Here is a 19,874-nt window from a genome sequence, read left to right on the forward strand (position 1 = left end):
GTACTTTCCTAACATACTGCTTAATTTGCTTCACATGAAAAAAAACAACCCTAGAAGGTCATTCTTAAAAAAAGCCTCTCTTACTACCGCTGCTATAACAGCATCACCTTTTATTCTTACTTCACAAGAGGATGAAAAAATTCTTCTTTCAAGAAAGTATGACACACTAAATTATACAGCAAACGACCATATAAATCTTGCATTGATAGGGGCTGGAATTCAAGGCATTTATGATACCAAAGCAGCCCTGGGAGTTCAAGGGGTTAAGCTAGTTGCAGCTTGCGACCTTTATCTAGGAAGGCTAGATAGGGCAAAAGAGTTATGGGGAGATGCCATCTTTGTGACGCAGGACTACAGAAAAATTTTGGAAAGAAAAGATATTGATGCCGTTATTATAGCAACACCAGATCATTGGCACCAAAAAATTACAATTGATGCGTTAAATGCTGGAAAACACGTCTATTGTGAAAAACCAATGGTACAAAAATTTGAAGAAGGCCAGGCGATTATAGAGGCTCAAAGAAAGAGCGGTAAAATATGTCAGGTAGGTAGTCAAGGAATGTCGTCCTTAGGAAACGAAAAAGCAAAACAATTGTATGAGGAAGGTGCCATTGGCGATATTGTTATGCTAGACATGTACAACGACCGTTATTCCGCAGAAGGAGCTTGGCAGTACCCCATTCCGCCAGATGCTAATGAAACCACCATAGATTATGATACATTCTTGGGCACAGCACCCAAGGTGCCTTATGAACTAAAGCGCTTTTTTAGATGGCGTAATTATCAAGATTATGGCACAGGAGTTGCGGGCGATTTATTCGTTCATGCCTTTTCCACATTAAACCATGTTATCAGTTCACACGGACCAAATAGGGCTTTAGCTACCGGAGGGCTTCGCTATTGGAAAGACGGCAGAGATGTACCCGATGTTACCATAACCCTTTATGATTACCCGAAAACAGCAACACACGCTGCTTTCAACGCCGCTTTTAGAATAAACTTTATTGCAGGAAACGGCGGTGGCGGCGGTTTTAAATTAATTGGCACCGAGGGAGAGATGGAGATAGGTCAGAATCAGGTTAAGCTAACCCGCTCAAAACTAGGAAAAATCCCTAGCAACTATTCCCTTGTTGCCTACACCGAGGAAACACAAAAAATAATACGACAAGGGTATGCCGATAAGAATCTGGAATCACGTGCAAACAATCTGTCTACAGGTACAACAACTTGGGAGGCCCCTAATAATTACAAGGGAGGTCATTATGACCATTTCAATAACTTCTTTACCGCTATCCGTTCGAACGGACAGGTAGTACAAGACCCTACTTTTGGCCTAAGAGCTGCGGGAGCGGCACTTCTTGCGAACGAGAGTTATTTTAAAAATAAGCCCATAGATTGGGACCCTACAAAAATGAAATTGATTTAGGCTTAAATCTTAAAGGTTACTACCGGCAAAACAGCATGATTGGCAACATCCTCGCCAATACTGCCAATAAAGAAGTGAGATAAGCCTTTACGGCCGTGTGTTGGCATTCCAATAAGATCTGCATTACTAATGGCAGCAAAATTGAGAATACCCTGTTCTACGTTATAATCGTTATAAATCGCTATCAACACATCATGACCAACAGTACTACAGAATGATGCTATTTTTTCTTGAATTTCCGCCGTACTTAAAAAATCATCTCCGGGAGTATTAATGTATACCAATTTCAATTCCGCTGAAAATATATTTGCTATATATTTGGCCCGTTGAAAAGCATGTATATTCTCCTCCTTTAAATCACAGGCAAAAACCATTTCTTTTGGATTAAACTGTTCCATCTTGGTTTTAATGACCATAACGGGAATATCTGAATGACGCACTACCTTTTCGGTATTTGACCCAACAAAGATTTCCTTTAGTCCATCGCTGCCCGTACTCCCCATCACAATTAAATCAGCATCATGATCTTGAGCTACTTGACTTATCTCACTAAACACCTTAAAATGTTTTATAATGGGAACGACCGTAACACGTTCTAAATAGCTTTTATCTAAAAAATCGCCTAATCGCTTTTCTGCTAGTTTTATTAAAAATACGGTCTGTTCTGGATGAAAGCCCTCACTAGAGGACAAAATAGCCTCGTTCAGCTCTAACATATGCAAGGCATAAATCGTTGCGTTATTCTTTTCTGCGATGCTGGCAGCTACCTGTAAGGCATTATCAGATTGGTCTGAGAAATCTATAGGAACAATTATGTTTTTCATCGATAGAAGGTTTAAGGTTAAATAGTCATAGAAAATAATCGGGTATCCGGTGTTTTCTCGTGAAGTTTTAGATCAAATGCCATACATATATTTCTAATGAAAGGTTTACCAGCTTGATTAACCTTAAGTTGCCTCGGAGTTATTTCTATCAGTCCATCTTTTTCTAGCTCTTTCAATTCATCTAGCACAAAAGGTAGGTCAGTAAAAAACATTTCCTCGTTAAACCATGACGTTTCAAAATTACACATGAGGTTAAGAATATGTTTTCTTATGACTTGATCTTCTTTAGTAAGAATATGACCTTTGAAAATGGGAATTACATCGTTAGCTACTAAATGTTGATATTCTTCCACACTCTTTACATTTTGAGCAAATCCGTACCAGCTATCGCTAATACTTGAAGCGCCTAAACCGATCATTAATTTTGTTTTAGATGCCGTATAACCCATGAAGTTTCTATGCAAGCGACCTTCCACTGAGGATTTATACAGACTATCCGATTTTAAAGCGAAATGATCCATGCCTACTTCCTCATAACCTAGGTAGCCAAGTAAGTTCTTACCGTCTTCATATTGCTTTCGTTTTTCTTCTGGCGATGGAAGGTCGGAATCCTTGTAGCCCCTTTGTCCATTACCCTTTAACCAAGGCACGTGAGCGTAGCTATAAAAAGCCAACCTGTCCGGCATTAAAGATTGGGTCTTAAGAATCGTTTTTGCTACATGCTCTATAGTTTGATGCGGTAGACCAAAAATAATATCATGACCAATAGAGGTATATCCAATTTCACGTGCCCAGTTCGTCACATGCTCCACATTTGCGAAGGGCTGTACTCTATTGATGGCTTTTTGTACAGTTTCATTATAATCTTGAACCCCATAACTTACACGTCTAAACCCTACATCGTATAATGCCTGTAAATGTTCCTTAGTGGTATTATTGGGATGCCCTTCAAAACTAAACTCATAATTTTCTGCTCTAGCTGCCTTTTTAAAAATTTCGTTTATGAGCAATTTTAAATTCTCTGGGCTGAAAAATGTCGGTGTACCACCACCTAGATGAAGTTCCTTGATCTTGGGCTTTTCTCCAAAGAGGTCCAAATAAAGAGACCATTCCTTTAAAAGCGATTTAATATAAGGTAACTCTACATCGTGTCTTTTTGTAATTCTCTTATGGCAACCACAAAACGTACACATATTCTCGCAAAATGGTAGGTGAATATATAAACTAATACCCTCCTTACTATTGGATTCGGTAAAACTTCTTTGAACTGATGCTGTCCATTTTTTTCCAGAAAACTCCTTTACATTCCAATAAGGAACAGTTGGATAACTAGTATATCGGGGGCCAGGAACATTATATTTTTGAACAAGACTACACATAAAACGCTTTTATTTTTCACAAAGCTATGGTCTTAGTCTATCAAAAAATATGATAAATGTCAGTATCCTTAATGTTACTTCAAAAATTGTATGTGGCGTGTTAAGTTCTGTTCCACCGAAATAAAAGATTCGATACCCTTTATACCCTCGATGGTAAGAATTTGGTCTTGGTAGACCGCGCGATAGTGTTGACTATCTTTTGCATGCATTTTTATAAAGATGTCGTACTTGCCAGTAACATGATGAATTTTTACAACTTCCTTCACCTTCATAAGATTGTTTATAACTTGCTTGTATTGTGTACTAATTATTAAATCTATGCCTAAAAAAACAGTAAACTTCCAATCCATTTTGGCATAGTCCACATTAAGGGTAGCCCCAATTATCAAACCCAGTTCCCTCATCTTTTTCATGCGGGAATGTACCGTTCCGGGAGAAATAATAAGTCTTTTGGCAACTTCCGTATAGGGCGTCTGCGCATCTTCTGTAAGAATGGACAAAATGCTAAAATCTAAGTTGTCTAATTTATTTTTCAATATTATCAAAATTTGCTTTCCATTTGAGGGGAGCTCTGCTTTTATCAATACCTATTTTGTTTAAAAAACCTCAATTATATTTCAACGCTATTACTAAAAGTAAATATAATTCAACGTTTATTAATTTTTAGTTATTATTTCATATTAAAAACCCCAATAAAGAAAGAATAACTCAATTTTTATCATATAAATTACATATTCAATAAAAATAATGTAATGTGAAATATTATCAGATGGGCAGTTTAATAAGTACAAGAAATCCAAAAATGACATATCGCCAAAAAAATGTTTCAAAAATGGCGATATGTTATATTTTAACCTGTGAAACTCAATAAAACATAGGGTTTACCAACACTGTCCATTTTATTTAATCCGCAACTCTCATTAATATTGTCTGTGCTAAAATTTACTTTTTGAAAGTGATTTTAACCAGATAAAAAAAGTGTCCGGAACTTTTCTTTTAAAACACACATAAACTCATTCCATGTAGAATGTTGTAATGGTATGAGCGGTGCGTGAATTTGAGTAATAACTAACTAAACCTCAATTATGAAGAAATCATTATTAGTTTCACTTTTTCTCCTTAGTGCCATACATATGGCATTTTCGCAGGAAATAACAATCTCTGGAAAGATATCAGATCAAACCGGTCCTCTTCCTGGAGTTAATATAGTAGTAAAAGGAACCACCACGGGAGCCATTTCAGATTTTGACGGAAATTATTCCATTAATGCTCCAAGCACCGGCACCTTGGTATTCTCCTATTTAGGATATGCAAAGAAAGAAGTCAATATTGGAGGCAGGACGACCATAAACACCACCCTTGAAGCCTCTGCAGAGCAATTAACGGAAACAATTGTTGTTGGGTCAAGAGGGCAAGCGCGAACCAAATTGGAAACTGCTGCTCCAGTAGATGTTATCAGTGTCAGTAAACAGGCCGTTAATATGCCACAATTGGACATTGCATCACTCTTGGTAGCATCCGCACCCTCCTTTACTGCGGTACAGTCTCAAGGTGGTGACCTTAGTGCATCCGTAAACCCACCTACTCTTAGAGGATTAGGGCCTAATCAGCTTTTAGTGCTGATAGATGGGAAAAGGAGACACAGTGGCGCGCAGTTGATAGCGTCACCGAACGGTTCACAGGCAAACTCGGTAGATTTGTCCTTTATACCACTAGATGCTATAGATCGTGTAGAAGTTTTGAGGGATGGAGCTTCAGCCCAATATGGTTCTGATGCCATAGCTGGTGTAATGAATTTCATTACCAGAAAAGGAACCAATAGATTTACGGCAAATTATACCGCAGGTTTCTATTCTAACACTACGCCTAACACCGAGGGAACCAGTATTAGTGAGTCTGACCAGGCTTTATTGGATGATAATGGAGGTGTTGACGGTATAACCCATCAATTAGGTGCAAATTATGGAGTATCCTTTGAGAATGGAGGCTATCTTAACGTATCAGGTACTTACAGGCAAAATGAAATAGCAATCCGCCCTAATATTAGTGGATCTACACCTTACGGAGATTCATATCTGAACAATGAAAGAACGGATGAACGGGGCAATATCATCATTACCAACCCAGAGCTATTGGCCGCCCAAGCTGCTGGGAATACAGCTTTGGCCGCTGAACTTCAGACAAATGATGGTCTGCTTTCAGCAAGAGGCCTTACCGCTAGAGATATTTCTACCTTTGCTGGACTGCCCGCCAGCCAGTTGGGTGTAGTAAATTATAGTTTGGCATTACCCTTATCCGCTGACTCGGAAACCAGTTTCTACTCTTTTGGAGATTTCGGATATAAAAATTCAGACCTTCTAAGCTGTTTTTACAGAAGACCGGCACAGACAGATCGTTTCAACTTTGACCTGTATCCCAATGGGTTTAGACCTCAGATGGTAAATACTCAGACCAATATAGGATTCACTGCGGGTATCGAAGGGAAACTTGGAGATTGGGATTTCGATTTCAGTAACACATACGGTAAAAACAAACAAGTTTATACTCAGTTCAATACTTTTAATGCCAGTCTACAGTCAGAATCGCCTACAGAGATGGATCTTGGCACGCATAGCTTTTTTCAGAATACGGCCAATTTTGATATGAGCAAGTACTATGATGATTTTCTTTCTGGATTGAACATCGCTATTGGAGCTGAATTTAGAGTTGAGAATTATATTATAGAAGCTGGTCAACCAGAGAGTTTTGAGGCAGGCGATGCCGGCTTATTCACTGCAACAGAGGATAACCAAGCCCTTATTGGACCAGATGGTTTTCCTTTGACTGATTTGAATGGGAATCCTATTCTTGGCGACGATGGTAATGCATTAGTGCTTCCCTTTGGAGGCGTTAGTTCTTTTCCTGTCCATCAGCACAGTCCAAATTCTCAGTGTTTTAGAGGGTTTGCGCCTGAAAATGAAGCCAATGAATTTAGATCGGTTACAGCCCTTTATTTGGATACGGAACTTGACGTGACCGATAAGTGGTTCGTAAGCGGAGCTTTGCGAACGGAACAATACACAGATTTTGGTGGCGTTTTCACTGGGAAGTTCGCCACACGTTATAAAATTACGGATAACTTTGCTGTCAGAGGTTCGCTTAGTTCGGGATTCAGGGCCCCATCCCTACAAGAGCTTAACTATTCGCATACTTTTACCTTTTTCGTTGATTTGGTACCGTTTGATGGCACCGTATTTCCTAATGGGAGTTCCGCTGCACAGGCGATTGGTATTACAGCTCTTCAAGAAGAAAAATCCACAAACTTTGGCGTAGGTTTTACTGCAAAACTTTTCAATAAAATAGACCTAACCGTAGATTATTTTGATATACAGATTTCGGACCGTTTGTTTGACACCGGGAATTTCAGTGCTACCGATGCTCCGGCTTTAGAACCGATTATTGGTTCAGGTTTGGCCAGCTTTCGAATAAACGGAGGTGATATCAGCACAAAGGGTCTTGAAGTTGTAGCAAATTATAATGAGCGTATTGGTGATGGATTGTTAGGTGTTATGTTCTCAGGAACTTTTATGGACAGAACTTTTGAGGGAGCCAACATTCCTAATTTAAACACGGTTCTTTCAGATGAAGATCTTGAGGCCAGGTATATAGATAGAGCGGTAATAGGACAATACGAGGTTGGCAACCCGAACACGACCATGATTGCTTCTGTGTCTTATTCCCTAGGAAGATGGTCTGCCAATTTAAGAGGCACTTATTTTGGAGAAGTATCCCGTCTTGATGATGGTTTAGGCACCCTAGTGGACGAAAATTTTCCTGATGCGGGATCTCAAGGATTTTCAGATCAAACATTTTCGGCTCAGTTCGTAAACGATATTGGCGTAACCTATCAATTTTCGGAAAACTTAGCTTTCACCCTTACAGGTCAAAATATTTTTAATCAATATCCTGATATACGAAGACAAGAGGAAAGAGGCTTTCTACTCTATAATGGTGGACAGCAAGGTGCGCTAGGCGCTTTTTATTCAGCAAGAGCAACATTTAGTTTCTAAAACAATAGTATGATATTCAAAAATAAAAATATTATGAAAACCTATATAACAAGAATAATTTTAGTGGTAGTTGTATTGTCCGTTGCTACTTCCTGTGATTTAGAGCGACTAGAATCAGCTCAAGAGGTTGCTCCTGGCGGAGGCACCTTGGATACATTTACGGCCTATACCATAGATTCTACCGACCCAGATGGGTCAAATGTAAATGGAAGAATAGTTTTTTGGGAAACCAGCTTAAACCAAACGCTCGTGCAAATCTCGCTATTCAATACCATACCCGGTACTTTACATCCCGCATTGGTTTTAGATGGCGCTGTTGAGTCGGCGGGTGCTACAATGCTGACCTTAGATGACGTATCCGGTGATACAGGTGAGCTAAATAACAATAAGCTTTTTTTAATAGCCGATACCAACTTTTATGATTCGATATTAACTATGGATTCGCATATTAACATTTACCTCAGTGAAACGGACAATACCATTGTGGCGTCTGGAAATTTAGGAGTTAATGCGGATCCAGTAGATTCAAATTAGAATTTTTAACTTAAATATAGCACATAATGAAAACAACAGTAAACAGAAGAGATTGGCTTAAAAGAGGCGTTCTCACTGCTGCCGGAGTAATGGCAGCACCTTATTTGACCTATGGAGCATTTCCGTCGCAACCTATTAAAATGGATGCGCAAGGAAATATTCCTTACACTCCATTTTTTAAGGAGTATTTACCGTATGCACCTGCAGAACCTATTGAGTTGGCTGCAAAAATAAATGCCAACGAAAATCCTTATGGACCGTCTCCCATGGCTGTTGATGCCATGCAAAAATATGCTCCAATGGGCAACCGTTACGCCTGGAAGGAATTATACCAACTAATGGATAAAATTGCCTTGGAAGAGGGTGTAAAGCAAGATAATATCATGATGGGTCCTGGATCATCCGATCTTTTGGAAAAGACCGCTATGGTATTCTTTAAAGACGGAGGGAACATTGTTTCCGCTGATCCAGCATACATGTCCTTGATTAAAGTTGCAGAGGCAACCGGAGCAACTTGGAAACCGGTAAAACTAAAGAATGATTGGTCTCACGATTTAGCAGCTATGGAAGCCGCTATTGATTCTGACACCAAATTAGTATACATCTGTAATCCAAATAACCCAACAGGAAGCATGACCGATCATGCAGAACTAGTGGATTTTTGTTCCAGGGTTTCGGCAAAAGTTCCAATTTTTGTTGATGAAGCATATTTAGGCTTCCTAGAGGACGGTGCTAAAAAAAGTATGGTATCCCTGATTAACGAAGGTAAGAACGTAATCATTGCACGTACTTTTTCTAAAATTCAGGGAATGGCAGGTTTACGCGTAGGTTATGTAGTTGCTCAACCAGAAACCCTAGAAGTCATTCAAAAAGTTACTCGCGGCGGTATGGGTATCACCTTACCATCCGTATATGCAGCAATGGCTAGTATGGATGATGTTGCTTTTAAGAACAAATCAAGAACATTGAACAAAGAATGTAGAGAATATGTTTACGCAAACCTAAAGCGCATGGGCTTCGATTACGTGCCATCTTCTACAAGCTTTATATTATTCCCAATTGAAATGGAGGGTAAACCCTTCTTAGAAAAAATGACTGCCTTAGGTGTTGGGGTCAGGGCGTTTGAAATCTATAATAAGAACTGGTGCAGAGTAAGCATGGGTACTATGGATGAAATGAAGCTGTTTACAGCTGCCCTTGAAAAAGTGCTAGTTTAAGTTTGAATTAGCCCTGGAGTTGGATTTTTTAGATAATTGCTCGGTAATCATCTTTTATTCAGCTCCTTAGGGCTATTCTATTAGCTTTCTTCCTAAACAATTAAATATCCTTTATATCTATAATCTTATGAACTTTGCACTTCAAAAAACTTTAGAACTTCTTATAATTATTGGGTTAGGACTTCTTTTGCAAAGGAAAGTAGCAAAGCAAGATTTAAAGGGAGTTAAGGTACTAATCCTAAGTGTTGCCCTTCCTGCGACCATTTTTGTTGCCTTGTTAAAAATAGAATTAAAAGGCACGCTATTAATTTTTCCCATACTGGCATTGACCTTTAACCTTCTGATGCTTTTAGCATCTAAATACTTACTTTCGGTCACCCTTCCGATTAAGGAAAATGCAAAAAAGCGTACCTTAATGATGCTCCTGCCATCATTGGCGCCAGGACTATCCTGTTTTCCTTTCATTGTGGTGTATTTAGGAGATGACTCCTTAGCCTTAGCCGCGATTGCAGATGTAGGAAATAAAATATTCGGTCTTATTCTTTTGTACATGCTTGCTATGCATTGGTACCAATTAAGGGCACTAAAAGATAAAACCACCTCAACAAAAAGCAAGATGAAAAGTCTTATAATGTCCCTACTTAATGAACCCATTAACATAGTAATTGTATTAGGACTCATAATGTTGGCTGTTGGGCTTAACTTATCATCACTACCTAGTTTTCTTGAAAATACCGTACTTAGCATGAAAGTACTAATGACACCTTTGGTTCTGTTGTTTATTGGAATGGCCGTGCGTATTAAATCTGGCGAATTCGGCGTAATTATAAACATGTTAATCCGAAGAGCTGGACTTACCTTTTGCCTTTCCAGTATTTTTGTTTTTCTATTTCCCTCTTTAACCCCAGCACTTATTTTATTACTAGTAGTTTTTCCTCAAAGTTCTTGTAGTTTCTGGCCTTTTGCCCATATGAGTGCCATTAACGCCATGGAGGAGAGAGATGAACATCCGGAACCTACTTTTGATATAAATTTTGCGGTCAATGTACTAGCCTGCTCTTTGCCTTTCTCAACTATATTGATAATCGGAATTTTTTCTTTCAGTGATTTCTTTATCAGCGCTCCTACTTTATTTGGTATAGGTCTGGCTGCACTAGGAATTTCATATGCGCCACATATTCTTAAGTCCAAAAGCTTTTTAAGGGACCGGGAAAAAGAAAAGTTTGATTCGCCAATTATCGAATCAGAACTAAAAATTGTGGAAAATGATCAAAATAAAGAGTAATCGATGAGGTGAAAACCAGTTAATTCTGCATTATGTCAATATGCCTCCTTCATCCATTTATAGGGCTTACGATTAATCCATAAGCCTCTAGTAAAGTCTGGAAAATCTTGAGGCTCCCCATTATTGGCAATAGAAAGCTCGGAAAGTGGAGTTACGGCACTCCACGCTGCCGCATCATAAGCATCCATGGGGGGAGCTATATTTGCTTTTGCGGACTCCACAAAAGAATTCAACACAAAAAAATCCATACCACCATGGCCTGCATCCAAAGCATATTCACCGTATTTTTTCCATAAAGGATGATCATACTTATTCAACCAGTCAGTAGCTTCATCCCAACGATGTGGTTCTGATTTACCCTCCACATAGATTCTATTTCCATCAACCTCCCATAATCCATTGGCCCCTTGCACCCTGAACCCTAAGGAATAGGGTCTGGGCAAATTACAATCGTGCGTTATGATTATCGTTTCTCCGTTTGCTGTAGCTATCGTAGTCGTAATAACATCACCTTGTTTAAACTTGACCTTGGCATTGGGATGATCTTCACCTCCAACTTGTAAGACATAATTATGTAAACCAATGGCTTTAGTAGAATTGGAAGTTAGCGACATAAACCTATTACCACGATTTATATCTGCCATTACGGCAATTGGACCTAAGCCGTGCGTAGGATATACATCAGCATTTCTCTTCACAGAATGATTGGTACGCCATTTAGATTCTGAAATTCCTTTTTTTCCAAATTCCGCCCCTCTACCATAGGCGGTTTTTCCATCATTGAATTTCACGTGACGTAAATCATGTTGATACCCGCATCTAAAATGCACCAGTTCGCCAAAAACATTCGCTTTAACCATATTAAGGACGGCTAAGATGTCCCTTCTATAATTTACGTTCTCTAAAATCATCAAATGTGAGCCCGTTGCCTCGTGTGTATTCACCAAATCCCAACATTCTTCCATGGTGTTCGATGCAGAAACCTCAACACCTGTATATTTACCCGCTTTCATTGCATCTACTGCCATACGTGTATGCCATAACCAAGGTGTAGAAATAATAACGGCATCTACTTCTTTCAAATCCAAAAGGTTTCTATAGTCATAATCATTAGCTCCGAATATTTGAGGCACTTTTGCTCCAGATTTTGAAATTAAATCCTTGGCTATGGTAATCCTGTTAACGTCTATATCACAAATAGCAACAATATTAACATCTTTTCGAAGTAATAAGTTTTGAAGATGGTTAGTTCCTCTTAGCCCTACTCCAATCAGCGCTACGTTTAACCTATCCGCCGGACTATAAAGTTTGGTCGCAAAGCTTGGAACCGCAAATAAGCCTGCGCTTGCGATTGATGTATTTTTAATGAAATTTCGTCTCGTAGCCATATCAAAAATAGTGTTGTTGGTTTCAATTAGTAAATTATGAAAATTAGGTACCCTTTTAAAAAGATTACCTTAATTTCTTTACCGTACAACTAAAATACAATCTACTTAACACAGCAATTCTTATTTTTGCGACCTAAATCAATAACCATGACACTACTTTTAATGGCTGCCGGAAGCGGTAGTAGATATGGAAAATTAAAACAGTTTGACGAGTTAGGGCCAAAAGAGGAATTCCTTATGGAATTTGCTATTTATGATGCTATCAAAAATGATTTTGAACAAATTGTAGTAATTACCAAAGCAGAGAATGTTACTTTTTTAAAGGACTACCTTAGCGAGCGTCTTCCTGAACATGTAAAACTTGATGTTTTAGCACAAGAGATTACAGACCTACCCTCTGGAGTTACCTTTACCGGAGAACGCAAAAAACCTTGGGGTACGGCACATGCGGTATGGACTGCCAGAGATGTGGTCAAAGGACCTTTTGTAGTAATTAATGCTGATGATTTTTACGGTCAGGCTGCTTACAAAAAAGCTGCTGATTTCATGAAATCTGATGATAGTGCCTATTCTTTATTAGGATATACGCTAAAAGACACGCTGTCCGAACATGGCTCAGTTTCAAGAGGTGTTTGTAAAGTTTCTGGGGACAATCTTGTCTCTGTAGAAGAACGTTTAAAGCTTGTACAAAAAGGCGATGTGGTATTAGACGAAGATTCTGAACTAGAATTTACGGGAGAAGAGCAAGCCAGTATGAATTTTTGGGTGTGTAGACCATCAATTTTTGATAAGATAGAATCAGAATTTAGAGCATTTCTAAAGGACGAAGACCGTATTGCGAATAGCGAGTTGTACCTGCCTTTTATGGTACAAGAAATGCTACAAGCCAAGGAAATAGAAGTTAAATGCATTCCATCTGGTGGAGATTGGTTTGGTGTTACTTATGCCAGTGACAAAGAAAAGGCCATGGAAAGTCTTTCTAGCAAGACCAAGCAAGGACAGTATGTTTCCCCCTTATGGAACTAAAAAATAGTAATTATACCCTAGAAGAATTACGCATTGTTCTAGGGTATTTTTCTATCGATGTAACTTCCTTTCATCTAAAGGTATTAACCGCTGGTTATATAAACGATACCTTTTTGGTATCCCGTTCAGACAAACCCTTATATATTCTACAACGTATTAATCACGATATTTTCGAAGATATTGATGGTTTAATGCAAAACGTATCAAGCGCTCTTAAGGTGCTCAAAGCAACTGATTACGCACAAATAATCATGGTCTCAACAACATCTGGCAACTACCATGTTAAAGCTTTTGATGGGTACTGGCGTTTAATGACTTTTATTCCGAACAGCACCACATTTAATACGACTACTAAAGAATATATTGCGTATGAAGCGGGGCGAATAATTGGAAAATTTCATGCCTTGCTACAACATGAAAATCCTATGGAATATGCGGATACCATTCCTAATTTTCATAATCTATCTCACAGGTCCGTAGCGTTTAAGGATGCCCTAAGAGATGCTGATCCATCAAAATTAGAAATAGCCGATGCCGCTATCAAATATGCAAAAAGCACTTTACAAAAACTAAAGACTATTCCCGTTGACAAACTTACGTTGCGTGTTTGCCATAATGATACCAAATTAAATAATATACTTTTCTCCAAGGAAACGAATAAGGCGCTTGCCCTTATTGATTTGGACACTATTATGAAGGGATATTTCTTTTATGATTTTGGAGATACCGTACGCACTATTGTGAATACCGCGCCTGAAGACGAGCAGGACCACAGTAAAATAACATTTAATCTTAACCTCTTGGAATCTTTCGTAAAAGGGCTCTCTAGCAATTCATCTTTCCTAACAAAAGCAGAATTAGCATCCTTGCCATTAGGAACTGTTTTTATGCCCTTTATCCATGGGTTAAGAGCTTTGACAGATTATTTGAACAATAATAAGTATTACAAAGTCTCCTATGAGAATCAGAATCTGGACCGCTGTAAGAGTTTATTTGCTTTTTCAGAAAAAGCGTGGGCAAATCAGAAAGAAATACAGGATATTTTAGCGAACTATTTTCCAGAATTATTAGCGTAGTGGTAACTGAAAAATTAATGATTTTCTTTTTTTAACAAAGCGCTAACCCAACGATTTATCGGCTTAAGACCAATACAAACTAAAAAGAGTCCGATTAATTAAAATCAGACTCTTTTACGAGAACACTATATGAAAATGAAAAATTATAATTCGTTTTAATTACATAGTAAAAGTACCTCCTTGCTCTCCAGTTTGAAACAAATTGTTGTAAACTATAGCAAAATTGTGGTGAAAACTATATTTGATGTTATTTACACGTTTTATTCTCAGAAAATAAACCGCATAAAAAAGCCGATGCTCCCATCGGCTCTAACTAACTCAAAAAATAAGAACGTATGTTCCAAAGAACAGCTCAAAAATAATTCGTTCTCTTTGGTTATATGTTAAGGCAATTTGAGGAATATGTTATTTTATTTAAAGGCCTGATGACCTGTGATATCTGCACCGGTAATAAGAAGGTGAATATCATGTGTTCCTTCATAGGTGATAACACTTTCTAAATTCATCATATGGCGCATTATACTATACTCGCCTGTAATTCCCATACCTCCAAGCACCTGCCTTGCTTCACGGGCAATTTTTATAGCCATATCCACATTGTTCCGTTTTGCCATGGATATTTGTGCCGTAGTAGCCTTACCCTCATTTTTTAATTGACCTAAACGAAAAGCAAGTAACTGTGCTTTTGTGATTTCAGTTATCATCTCGGCCAGTTTTTTCTGTTGCAGTTGCATAGCGGCAATGGGTTTCCCAAACTGTACCCGTTCTTTGGCATATCGCAAAGCCGTATCATAACAATCCATAGCAGCACCAATAGCTCCCCAAGCAATTCCGTACCTAGCAGAATCTAAACATCCTAAAGGAGCTCCAAGTCCGGTTTTATTGGGCAACAAGTTTTCCTTTGGTACTTTAACGTTATCAAAAATAAGTTCTCCCGTAGCAGATGCTCTAAGCGACCATTTGTTATGAGTTTCTGGAGTTGAAAAACCTTCCATTCCTCTTTCCACGATTAAACCGTGTATTCTACCTTCTTCATTTTTGGCCCATACTACTGCAATGTCAGCAAACGGGGAATTAGATATCCATAGCTTAGCGCCGTTTAAAAGATAATGGTCGCCCATATCCTTATACTTTGTCTCCATCCCTCCCGGGTTTGACCCGTGATTAGGTTCTGTAAGACCAAAACAGCCCATCATTTCTCCGCTAGCTAATTTTGGCAAGTATTTTTTACGCTGCTCTTCAGTACCGTAGGTAAAAATCGGATACATAACTAGAGAGGATTGTACAGAGGCTGTAGATCGTACACCGCTATCTCCACGCTCTATCTCTTGCATGATAAGACCATAACTTATTTGGTCCAAGCCCGCACCTCCATATTCAACCGGAATATAGGGACCAAACGCGCCAATTTCGGCAAGACCGCCAATGATTTGATTTGGAAAAGCCGCCTTTTGCGCATATTCCTCAATAATAGGAGAAACAGCTCTTTTTACCCACTGGCGTGCAGCATCTCTTACGAGAAGGTGCTCTTCTGAAAATAAGTCGTCCAAGTTGTAATAATCAGGAGCTTCAAATAGGTCAGGTCTCATAATCAATATTTTTATCAAAGGTAATTAAAGAAATATAACGATTAAAAACACTATTGTTACATTTTTAAATAAAATGCTTTGGTGAGTTCTGTATACTCCAACGTGTATTCGTGCCTTTTTATTTCAATATTCAGAGCTTTAATAACAGGATTTGTCTTCTTAAAACTAAGCTCGAGCAAAGACCTTTTAAATGGAGAAGTGACCTTACCCCTTACATGAAGTATACGCTTAGGGTATAAGCCGTAATTCAAAGCCAACGCTAAAAAATTATCTTCTTCCCTAAATGGAATTACAACCGAGAAGATACCGGTAGGAGATAGTAGTTTTGGAATACTAGCCAACAACTCATCAAAAGGTAGGGCACTATTTTGTCTTGCTTTATCCCTGGAGCTGTTTCCACTGGAAACATCTTCCGTGTAAAATGGCGGATTAGAAATAATTAAATCATAAGGTGCCTCAATTTCATCGACCATTTCATCTAAGCCGGCATGATAGCAGAAAAGACGGTCTCCCCAAGGTGAGGCTTCAAAATTTTCTACACATTGCTCATAGGCGTCTTCATCAATTTCTATGGCATCTATAGTTTCCGCATTACTTCTCTGAGCTAGCATAAGTGCAATAAGCCCGGTTCCTGCTCCGATATCCAAAATAGACATAGGATTATTATCTAATGAGGTCCATGCACCGATCAACACGCCGTCCGTACCAATTTTCATGGCACAACGATCTTGATGAACAGCAAACTGTTTAAAATAAAATGGCTTACTCATTCTAACTGTCCTGCCATTCTAGTTTCAGAACCTTCTAAATCCAATAAGGCATCTCCCAAACGAAAACGCATATCGTTGGCCAATAGCTTAATTTCGTTTACGATATCTGGATTTTGCTCAGCCACATTTTTGGTTTCACTTTTGTCACTCACCAGGTCATAAAGTTCAATTTCCTCCATATCAATCATTCTATAATCTCCGGGAAGGCCATCCGCACCTAGCTCTTGACCGTTCATAGTCCTGTAGCGATGTGGAAAATATAATTTCCATTTTCCATAACGTACGCCAAAAAGTTCATTGACCCTATAATAAAAGAAATAAGCCTCTTGAGGACTCTTGTTTTCTTCACCTGTTAAAAGTTTCCATACGCTTTTACCGTCAATAACAGTGTCAGGTAAGGGAGCTTTGGTCTCTTCTGCAATCGAAGGCAAAATATCTATTGCCATTACAGGAATATCTATTGTTTTACCTGCAGGAATAGCCTTAGGGTATTTAATGATAAAAGGTTCTCGCTGGCCACCTTCCCAAGCAGTTCCCTTGCCTTCTCTGAGTGGAAAAGCACTACCGGCGTGATTTCCATAAGATAACCATGGGCCATTATCCGACGTAAAAATGACTATGGTGTTCCTTTCTAAATCGTTCGCCTTTAATTCATCCATTATCTGACCAACAGACCAATCGATCTCCATAATCACATCACCATAGAGTCCTCTATCAGATTTACCTTTAAATTTATTCGAAACAAATAAAGGCACGTGTGGTTGCGGATGGGGAACATACAAAAAGAAAGGATTATCCTTATTCTTTTTAATGAAGGAAACACTGCGTTCCGTAATTTGAGTGGTTAATTGTGATTGTTCCTCCAAGGTATCTATCACCGTCTCGTTCTCATATAAGGGTAAGTCGGGAAAATTAAAAATAGGACCTTGTTGTGGATGATAGGGCCACATATCATTAGAGTATGGAATACCAAACCACTCATCGAAACCATGTCTAGTGGGCAAAAACTTTTTATGGTGCCCCAAATGCCATTTTCCATAAATTGCCGTGGCATATCCTTTTGCTTTTAACATTTCTGCCAAAGTAGTTTCCGAAGCATTAATACCATGTGTATTACCAGGACCTAAAGCATTATGGATACCGATACGATTAGGATAGCAACCGGTCAAAATTCCCGCTCTAGAAGCTGAACAAACCGCTTGTGCGGCATAATAACTTGTTAGTATTGTACCTTCTTTTGCCATCCGATCTAAATTCGGCGTTGCAATATCAGTAGCGCCAAAAACACCAACATCGTTGTAGCCTTGGTCATCCGTAAAAATGAGTATTACATTTGGAGGCCTATCTATGGTTTCTTTCTTGGCTCTCCTGTCCGCACAACTCATCATTAACCCTGTAAAAAAAGCTAAAGCTAGCGCACAGAAAAGGAATGTGCTTCTTAATTTTATAGTTTTATTCTGCATTGAAATTTGGTAATATTCTACTTTTTGCGTTGGTCAGATAGCTCCTACCAATTGTATATCTCATTCCCCCTATTTCAACGCTATTCCCTTCAACAACACTTACCTTATCTATAGCTATGGTATACGAACGATGAATTCGCAAAAAGAGGTCTGATGGTAGTTCATCCGTAAAACTACTTAACGTTCTATGTATAATGAACTTTGCCGTTGGGGTAATAATTCTTATATAGTCCTTTAAGCTTTCCACTACCATAATTTCATCCAGATAGACCTTTTGAAGTTTTTTCTTATCTACCTTAACAAAAATACTTGGTTTTTCCTTCTTCCTAGTGCTATTTGTTGCACACGCTACTTGTTTTAAACCAATAATTCTATCTATAGATTTTAAAAACCTAGGGAGAGAAATGGGCTTGACCAAATAGTCAATTGCCTCTAATTCGAAACTCTTCAATGCATGTTCTTCATGTGCTGTAGTCATTATTACAAAAGGCTTCTTATGTAAGGTACTTAAGAATTCTAATCCATCTAAATAGGGCATATTAATGTCTAAGAACATAATATCTATTTCATTGTCCCTTAAATAAGAGGAGGCGTCCATGGCATTGGAAAAAGTTGTGACCAACTCCAGTTCCTTTACTTGTAAAATATAGTTCTTTAATACATTAATTGCCAAGGGTTCGTCATCTACTACAATCGCTTTTAAATTCATATAACTTTCAGTTTAAGAATTACATTAAACATTTGATCTTCCTCAAAAATCGACAAATCATAATCACTGTCATCATATCCAAGCTCTAACCGTTTTTTTACGTTAGACAGTCCTATACCTCCCGATCTCGTGGGAAAGTTGGTAGCTCTATCTGCATTGGGTATATTATTGGATATTTTAAAGGTCATTTGTCCATCTTCAACTTCAAGGTTGATATTAATTTTCATTTGACCTATATTTTTACTGGCACCATGTTTAAAACAATTTTCCACTAATGGTACCAAGAGCATTGGAGCTATACTACACCCATTTAGATTGCCAGAAATATGAATATCAATTTTCAAGGTATCATCAAACCGAATCCGTTCCAAGTCAATATAATTCTGAATACACTCTATTTCATTGGTTAAGTCCTGTCTTCTTTTCTTGGTAGCATACAAAAGGTATCGCATTAATTCGGATAACTTTAAGATTACCTCTGGTGCTTTATCAGATTTTTCTAGTGTTAGCGAATAAATGTTGTTTAAAGTATTAAAGAAAAAATGTGGTGAAACCTGTGACCGTAAGAATCTTAGTTCGGTCTTTAATTGTCTTCGTTCCAAATCATGTAATTTACTACTTTCCCTTAACCAGTCTATCGTTAATTTTATGGCAGTAAAAAAAGACATCACATAGACCTCCCCAATCATAGTAGTTACAGAATAGGCGAAGGTTATGCTATTGGTTTCCTCCTGTCCTTCTGGCATAACGTCATTACTAACCAAGTAATAAGTAAGGTTAAACTTCACAAGCAACATTATTACCAAGGATCCAAAAATCCCTAAACCATATAGCAAATACTTTTGTTTATAGACGAATTTGGGCATTAGATAATAGACGTTGAAATAGGCAAGCATCATATGTATCGGAAAACCGATAAGATTGGTCTTTAAGGAATAAAGAAAGTCATTATGAATACTACTCCACCTTACCGTATTAAAAATGAAATACACCAACCAAAAAACGATATGATGCCAATATTTAATTCCATAATTAGACGAGGAATTCGTTTTACCCAAAAATTCGCCTATCTTATTATTTGTGTTCATTAAAGCTGTTCTACCGGGTTTTTTTGACGTTTAGCACTAGCAGAGGGTTGT

The 19,874-nt window shown here is 38.3% G+C and carries 16 protein-coding genes; 7 read left to right on the forward strand and 9 right to left on the reverse strand.

What is annotated here, in order from left to right:
• The first annotated feature begins 34 nt into the window (after positions 1-34).
• Positions 35-1,426 (forward strand): Gfo/Idh/MocA family protein, encoded by a 1,392-nt coding sequence (locus tag SJY09_RS11330; protein WP_396635830.1) that lies wholly within the window; start codon positions 35-37, stop codon positions 1,424-1,426.
• Positions 1,427-1,428: 2 nt separating this feature from the next.
• Here the strand turns inward: SJY09_RS11330 and SJY09_RS11335 are convergent, their stop codons facing one another.
• The 3 genes from SJY09_RS11335 to SJY09_RS11345 form a co-directional block, all read right to left on the reverse strand.
• Positions 1,429-2,250, reverse strand: coding sequence for a universal stress protein (locus tag SJY09_RS11335; protein WP_396635831.1), 822 nt, complete (start codon positions 2,248-2,250; stop codon positions 1,429-1,431).
• A gap of 17 nt (positions 2,251-2,267) precedes the next feature.
• Positions 2,268-3,629, reverse strand: a complete 1,362-nt coding sequence (gene hemN / locus SJY09_RS11340; RefSeq protein WP_396635832.1) for an oxygen-independent coproporphyrinogen III oxidase — start codon at positions 3,627-3,629, stop codon at positions 2,268-2,270.
• Positions 3,630-3,703: 74 nt separating this feature from the next.
• Positions 3,704-4,165, reverse strand: coding sequence for an Lrp/AsnC family transcriptional regulator (locus SJY09_RS11345; protein ID WP_396635833.1), 462 nt, complete (start codon positions 4,163-4,165; stop codon positions 3,704-3,706).
• A 549-nt stretch (positions 4,166-4,714) separates the two neighbouring features.
• Here SJY09_RS11345 and SJY09_RS11350 point away from each other — a divergent pair.
• The 4 genes from SJY09_RS11350 (at position 4,715) to SJY09_RS11365 (ending at position 10,714) form a co-directional block, all read left to right on the forward strand.
• Entirely contained in the window at positions 4,715-7,678 is a 2,964-nt protein-coding gene (locus SJY09_RS11350) for a TonB-dependent receptor domain-containing protein (protein WP_396635834.1), read from the forward strand.
• Positions 7,679-7,711: 33 nt separating this feature from the next.
• The gene (locus SJY09_RS11355) at positions 7,712-8,212 is read left to right on the forward strand and encodes a hypothetical protein (protein WP_396635835.1); all 501 of its coding nucleotides are present in this window, start codon (positions 7,712-7,714) and stop codon (positions 8,210-8,212) included.
• 26 nt (positions 8,213-8,238) lie between these two features.
• Positions 8,239-9,429 (forward strand): pyridoxal phosphate-dependent aminotransferase, encoded by a 1,191-nt coding sequence (locus SJY09_RS11360; protein WP_396635836.1) that lies wholly within the window; start codon positions 8,239-8,241, stop codon positions 9,427-9,429.
• Between the two features lie 127 nt (positions 9,430-9,556).
• A complete protein-coding gene (locus SJY09_RS11365) occupies positions 9,557-10,714 on the forward strand; it encodes a permease (protein ID WP_396635837.1) in 1,158 nt (385 codons plus the stop codon).
• Between the two features lie 35 nt (positions 10,715-10,749).
• On the opposite strand, the gene SJY09_RS11370 is transcribed toward SJY09_RS11365, so the two are convergent.
• The gene (locus SJY09_RS11370; protein ID WP_396635838.1) at positions 10,750-12,102 is read right to left on the reverse strand and encodes a Gfo/Idh/MocA family protein; all 1,353 of its coding nucleotides are present in this window, start codon (positions 12,100-12,102) and stop codon (positions 10,750-10,752) included.
• A gap of 147 nt (positions 12,103-12,249) precedes the next feature.
• Here SJY09_RS11370 and SJY09_RS11375 point away from each other — a divergent pair, with 147 nt between their 5' ends.
• Positions 12,250-13,128 (forward strand): NDP-sugar synthase, encoded by an 879-nt coding sequence (locus tag SJY09_RS11375; RefSeq protein WP_396635839.1) that lies wholly within the window; start codon positions 12,250-12,252, stop codon positions 13,126-13,128.
• Positions 13,119-14,204 (forward strand): phosphotransferase enzyme family protein, encoded by a 1,086-nt coding sequence (locus SJY09_RS11380; RefSeq protein ID WP_396635840.1) that lies wholly within the window; start codon positions 13,119-13,121, stop codon positions 14,202-14,204. Before SJY09_RS11375 ends, SJY09_RS11380 begins: the two co-directional genes overlap by 10 nt.
• Positions 14,205-14,614: 410 nt before the next feature.
• On the opposite strand, the gene SJY09_RS11385 is transcribed toward SJY09_RS11380, so the two are convergent.
• Genes SJY09_RS11385 through SJY09_RS11405 form a run of 5 tightly spaced genes read right to left on the reverse strand, consistent with a single transcriptional unit; the run spans position 14,615 to position 19,823 of the window.
• Positions 14,615-15,793 carry an acyl-CoA dehydrogenase family protein gene (locus tag SJY09_RS11385; RefSeq protein WP_396635841.1) on the reverse strand — a complete coding sequence of 393 codons (1,179 nt, stop codon included), beginning with the start codon at positions 15,791-15,793 and terminating at the stop codon, positions 14,615-14,617.
• A 56-nt stretch (positions 15,794-15,849) separates the two neighbouring features.
• A complete protein-coding gene (locus SJY09_RS11390) occupies positions 15,850-16,563 on the reverse strand; it encodes a tRNA1(Val) (adenine(37)-N6)-methyltransferase (protein ID WP_396635842.1) in 714 nt (237 codons plus the stop codon).
• Positions 16,560-18,026 (reverse strand): sulfatase, encoded by a 1,467-nt coding sequence (locus SJY09_RS11395; RefSeq protein ID WP_396635843.1) that lies wholly within the window; start codon positions 18,024-18,026, stop codon positions 16,560-16,562. The genes SJY09_RS11390 and SJY09_RS11395 overlap by 4 nt, the downstream gene beginning before the upstream one ends.
• On the reverse strand, positions 18,016-18,735 hold the full coding sequence (locus SJY09_RS11400) for a LytR/AlgR family response regulator transcription factor (RefSeq protein ID WP_396635844.1): 720 nt from the start codon (positions 18,733-18,735) through the stop codon (positions 18,016-18,018). The genes SJY09_RS11395 and SJY09_RS11400 overlap by 11 nt, the downstream gene beginning before the upstream one ends.
• Positions 18,732-19,823 (reverse strand): sensor histidine kinase, encoded by a 1,092-nt coding sequence (locus SJY09_RS11405; protein ID WP_396635845.1) that lies wholly within the window; start codon positions 19,821-19,823, stop codon positions 18,732-18,734. The genes SJY09_RS11400 and SJY09_RS11405 overlap by 4 nt, the downstream gene beginning before the upstream one ends.
• Positions 19,824-19,874: the final 51 nt, after the last annotated feature.

Origin of the sequence: Maribacter sp. R77961 (assembly GCF_044594925.1) — a bacterium.
GTDB lineage: Bacteria > Bacteroidota > Bacteroidia > Flavobacteriales > Flavobacteriaceae > Maribacter.

Excerpts from the sequence above, each read along its gene's own strand:
- SJY09_RS11330 (WP_396635830.1), top strand. The coding sequence starts at position 35 with ATGAAAAAAAACAACCCTAGAAGGTCATTCTTAAAAAAAGCCTCTCTT.
- SJY09_RS11335 (WP_396635831.1), bottom strand. The coding sequence starts at position 2,250 with ATGAAAAACATAATTGTTCCTATAGATTTCTCAGACCAATCTGATAAT.
- hemN (WP_396635832.1), bottom strand. The coding sequence starts at position 3,629 with ATGTGTAGTCTTGTTCAAAAATATAATGTTCCTGGCCCCCGATATACT.
- SJY09_RS11350 (WP_396635834.1), top strand. The coding sequence starts at position 4,715 with ATGAAGAAATCATTATTAGTTTCACTTTTTCTCCTTAGTGCCATACAT.
- SJY09_RS11355 (WP_396635835.1), top strand. The coding sequence starts at position 7,712 with ATGAAAACCTATATAACAAGAATAATTTTAGTGGTAGTTGTATTGTCC.
- SJY09_RS11360 (WP_396635836.1), top strand. The coding sequence starts at position 8,239 with ATGAAAACAACAGTAAACAGAAGAGATTGGCTTAAAAGAGGCGTTCTC.
- SJY09_RS11365 (WP_396635837.1), top strand. The coding sequence starts at position 9,557 with ATGAACTTTGCACTTCAAAAAACTTTAGAACTTCTTATAATTATTGGG.
- SJY09_RS11370 (WP_396635838.1), bottom strand. The coding sequence starts at position 12,102 with ATGGCTACGAGACGAAATTTCATTAAAAATACATCAATCGCAAGCGCA.
- SJY09_RS11375 (WP_396635839.1), top strand. The coding sequence starts at position 12,250 with ATGACACTACTTTTAATGGCTGCCGGAAGCGGTAGTAGATATGGAAAA.
- SJY09_RS11380 (WP_396635840.1), top strand. The coding sequence starts at position 13,119 with ATGGAACTAAAAAATAGTAATTATACCCTAGAAGAATTACGCATTGTT.
- SJY09_RS11385 (WP_396635841.1), bottom strand. The coding sequence starts at position 15,793 with ATGAGACCTGACCTATTTGAAGCTCCTGATTATTACAACTTGGACGAC.
- SJY09_RS11390 (WP_396635842.1), bottom strand. The coding sequence starts at position 16,563 with ATGAGTAAGCCATTTTATTTTAAACAGTTTGCTGTTCATCAAGATCGT.
- SJY09_RS11395 (WP_396635843.1), bottom strand. The coding sequence starts at position 18,026 with ATGCAGAATAAAACTATAAAATTAAGAAGCACATTCCTTTTCTGTGCG.
- SJY09_RS11400 (WP_396635844.1), bottom strand. The coding sequence starts at position 18,735 with ATGAATTTAAAAGCGATTGTAGTAGATGACGAACCCTTGGCAATTAAT.
- SJY09_RS11405 (WP_396635845.1), bottom strand. The coding sequence starts at position 19,823 with ATGAACACAAATAATAAGATAGGCGAATTTTTGGGTAAAACGAATTCC.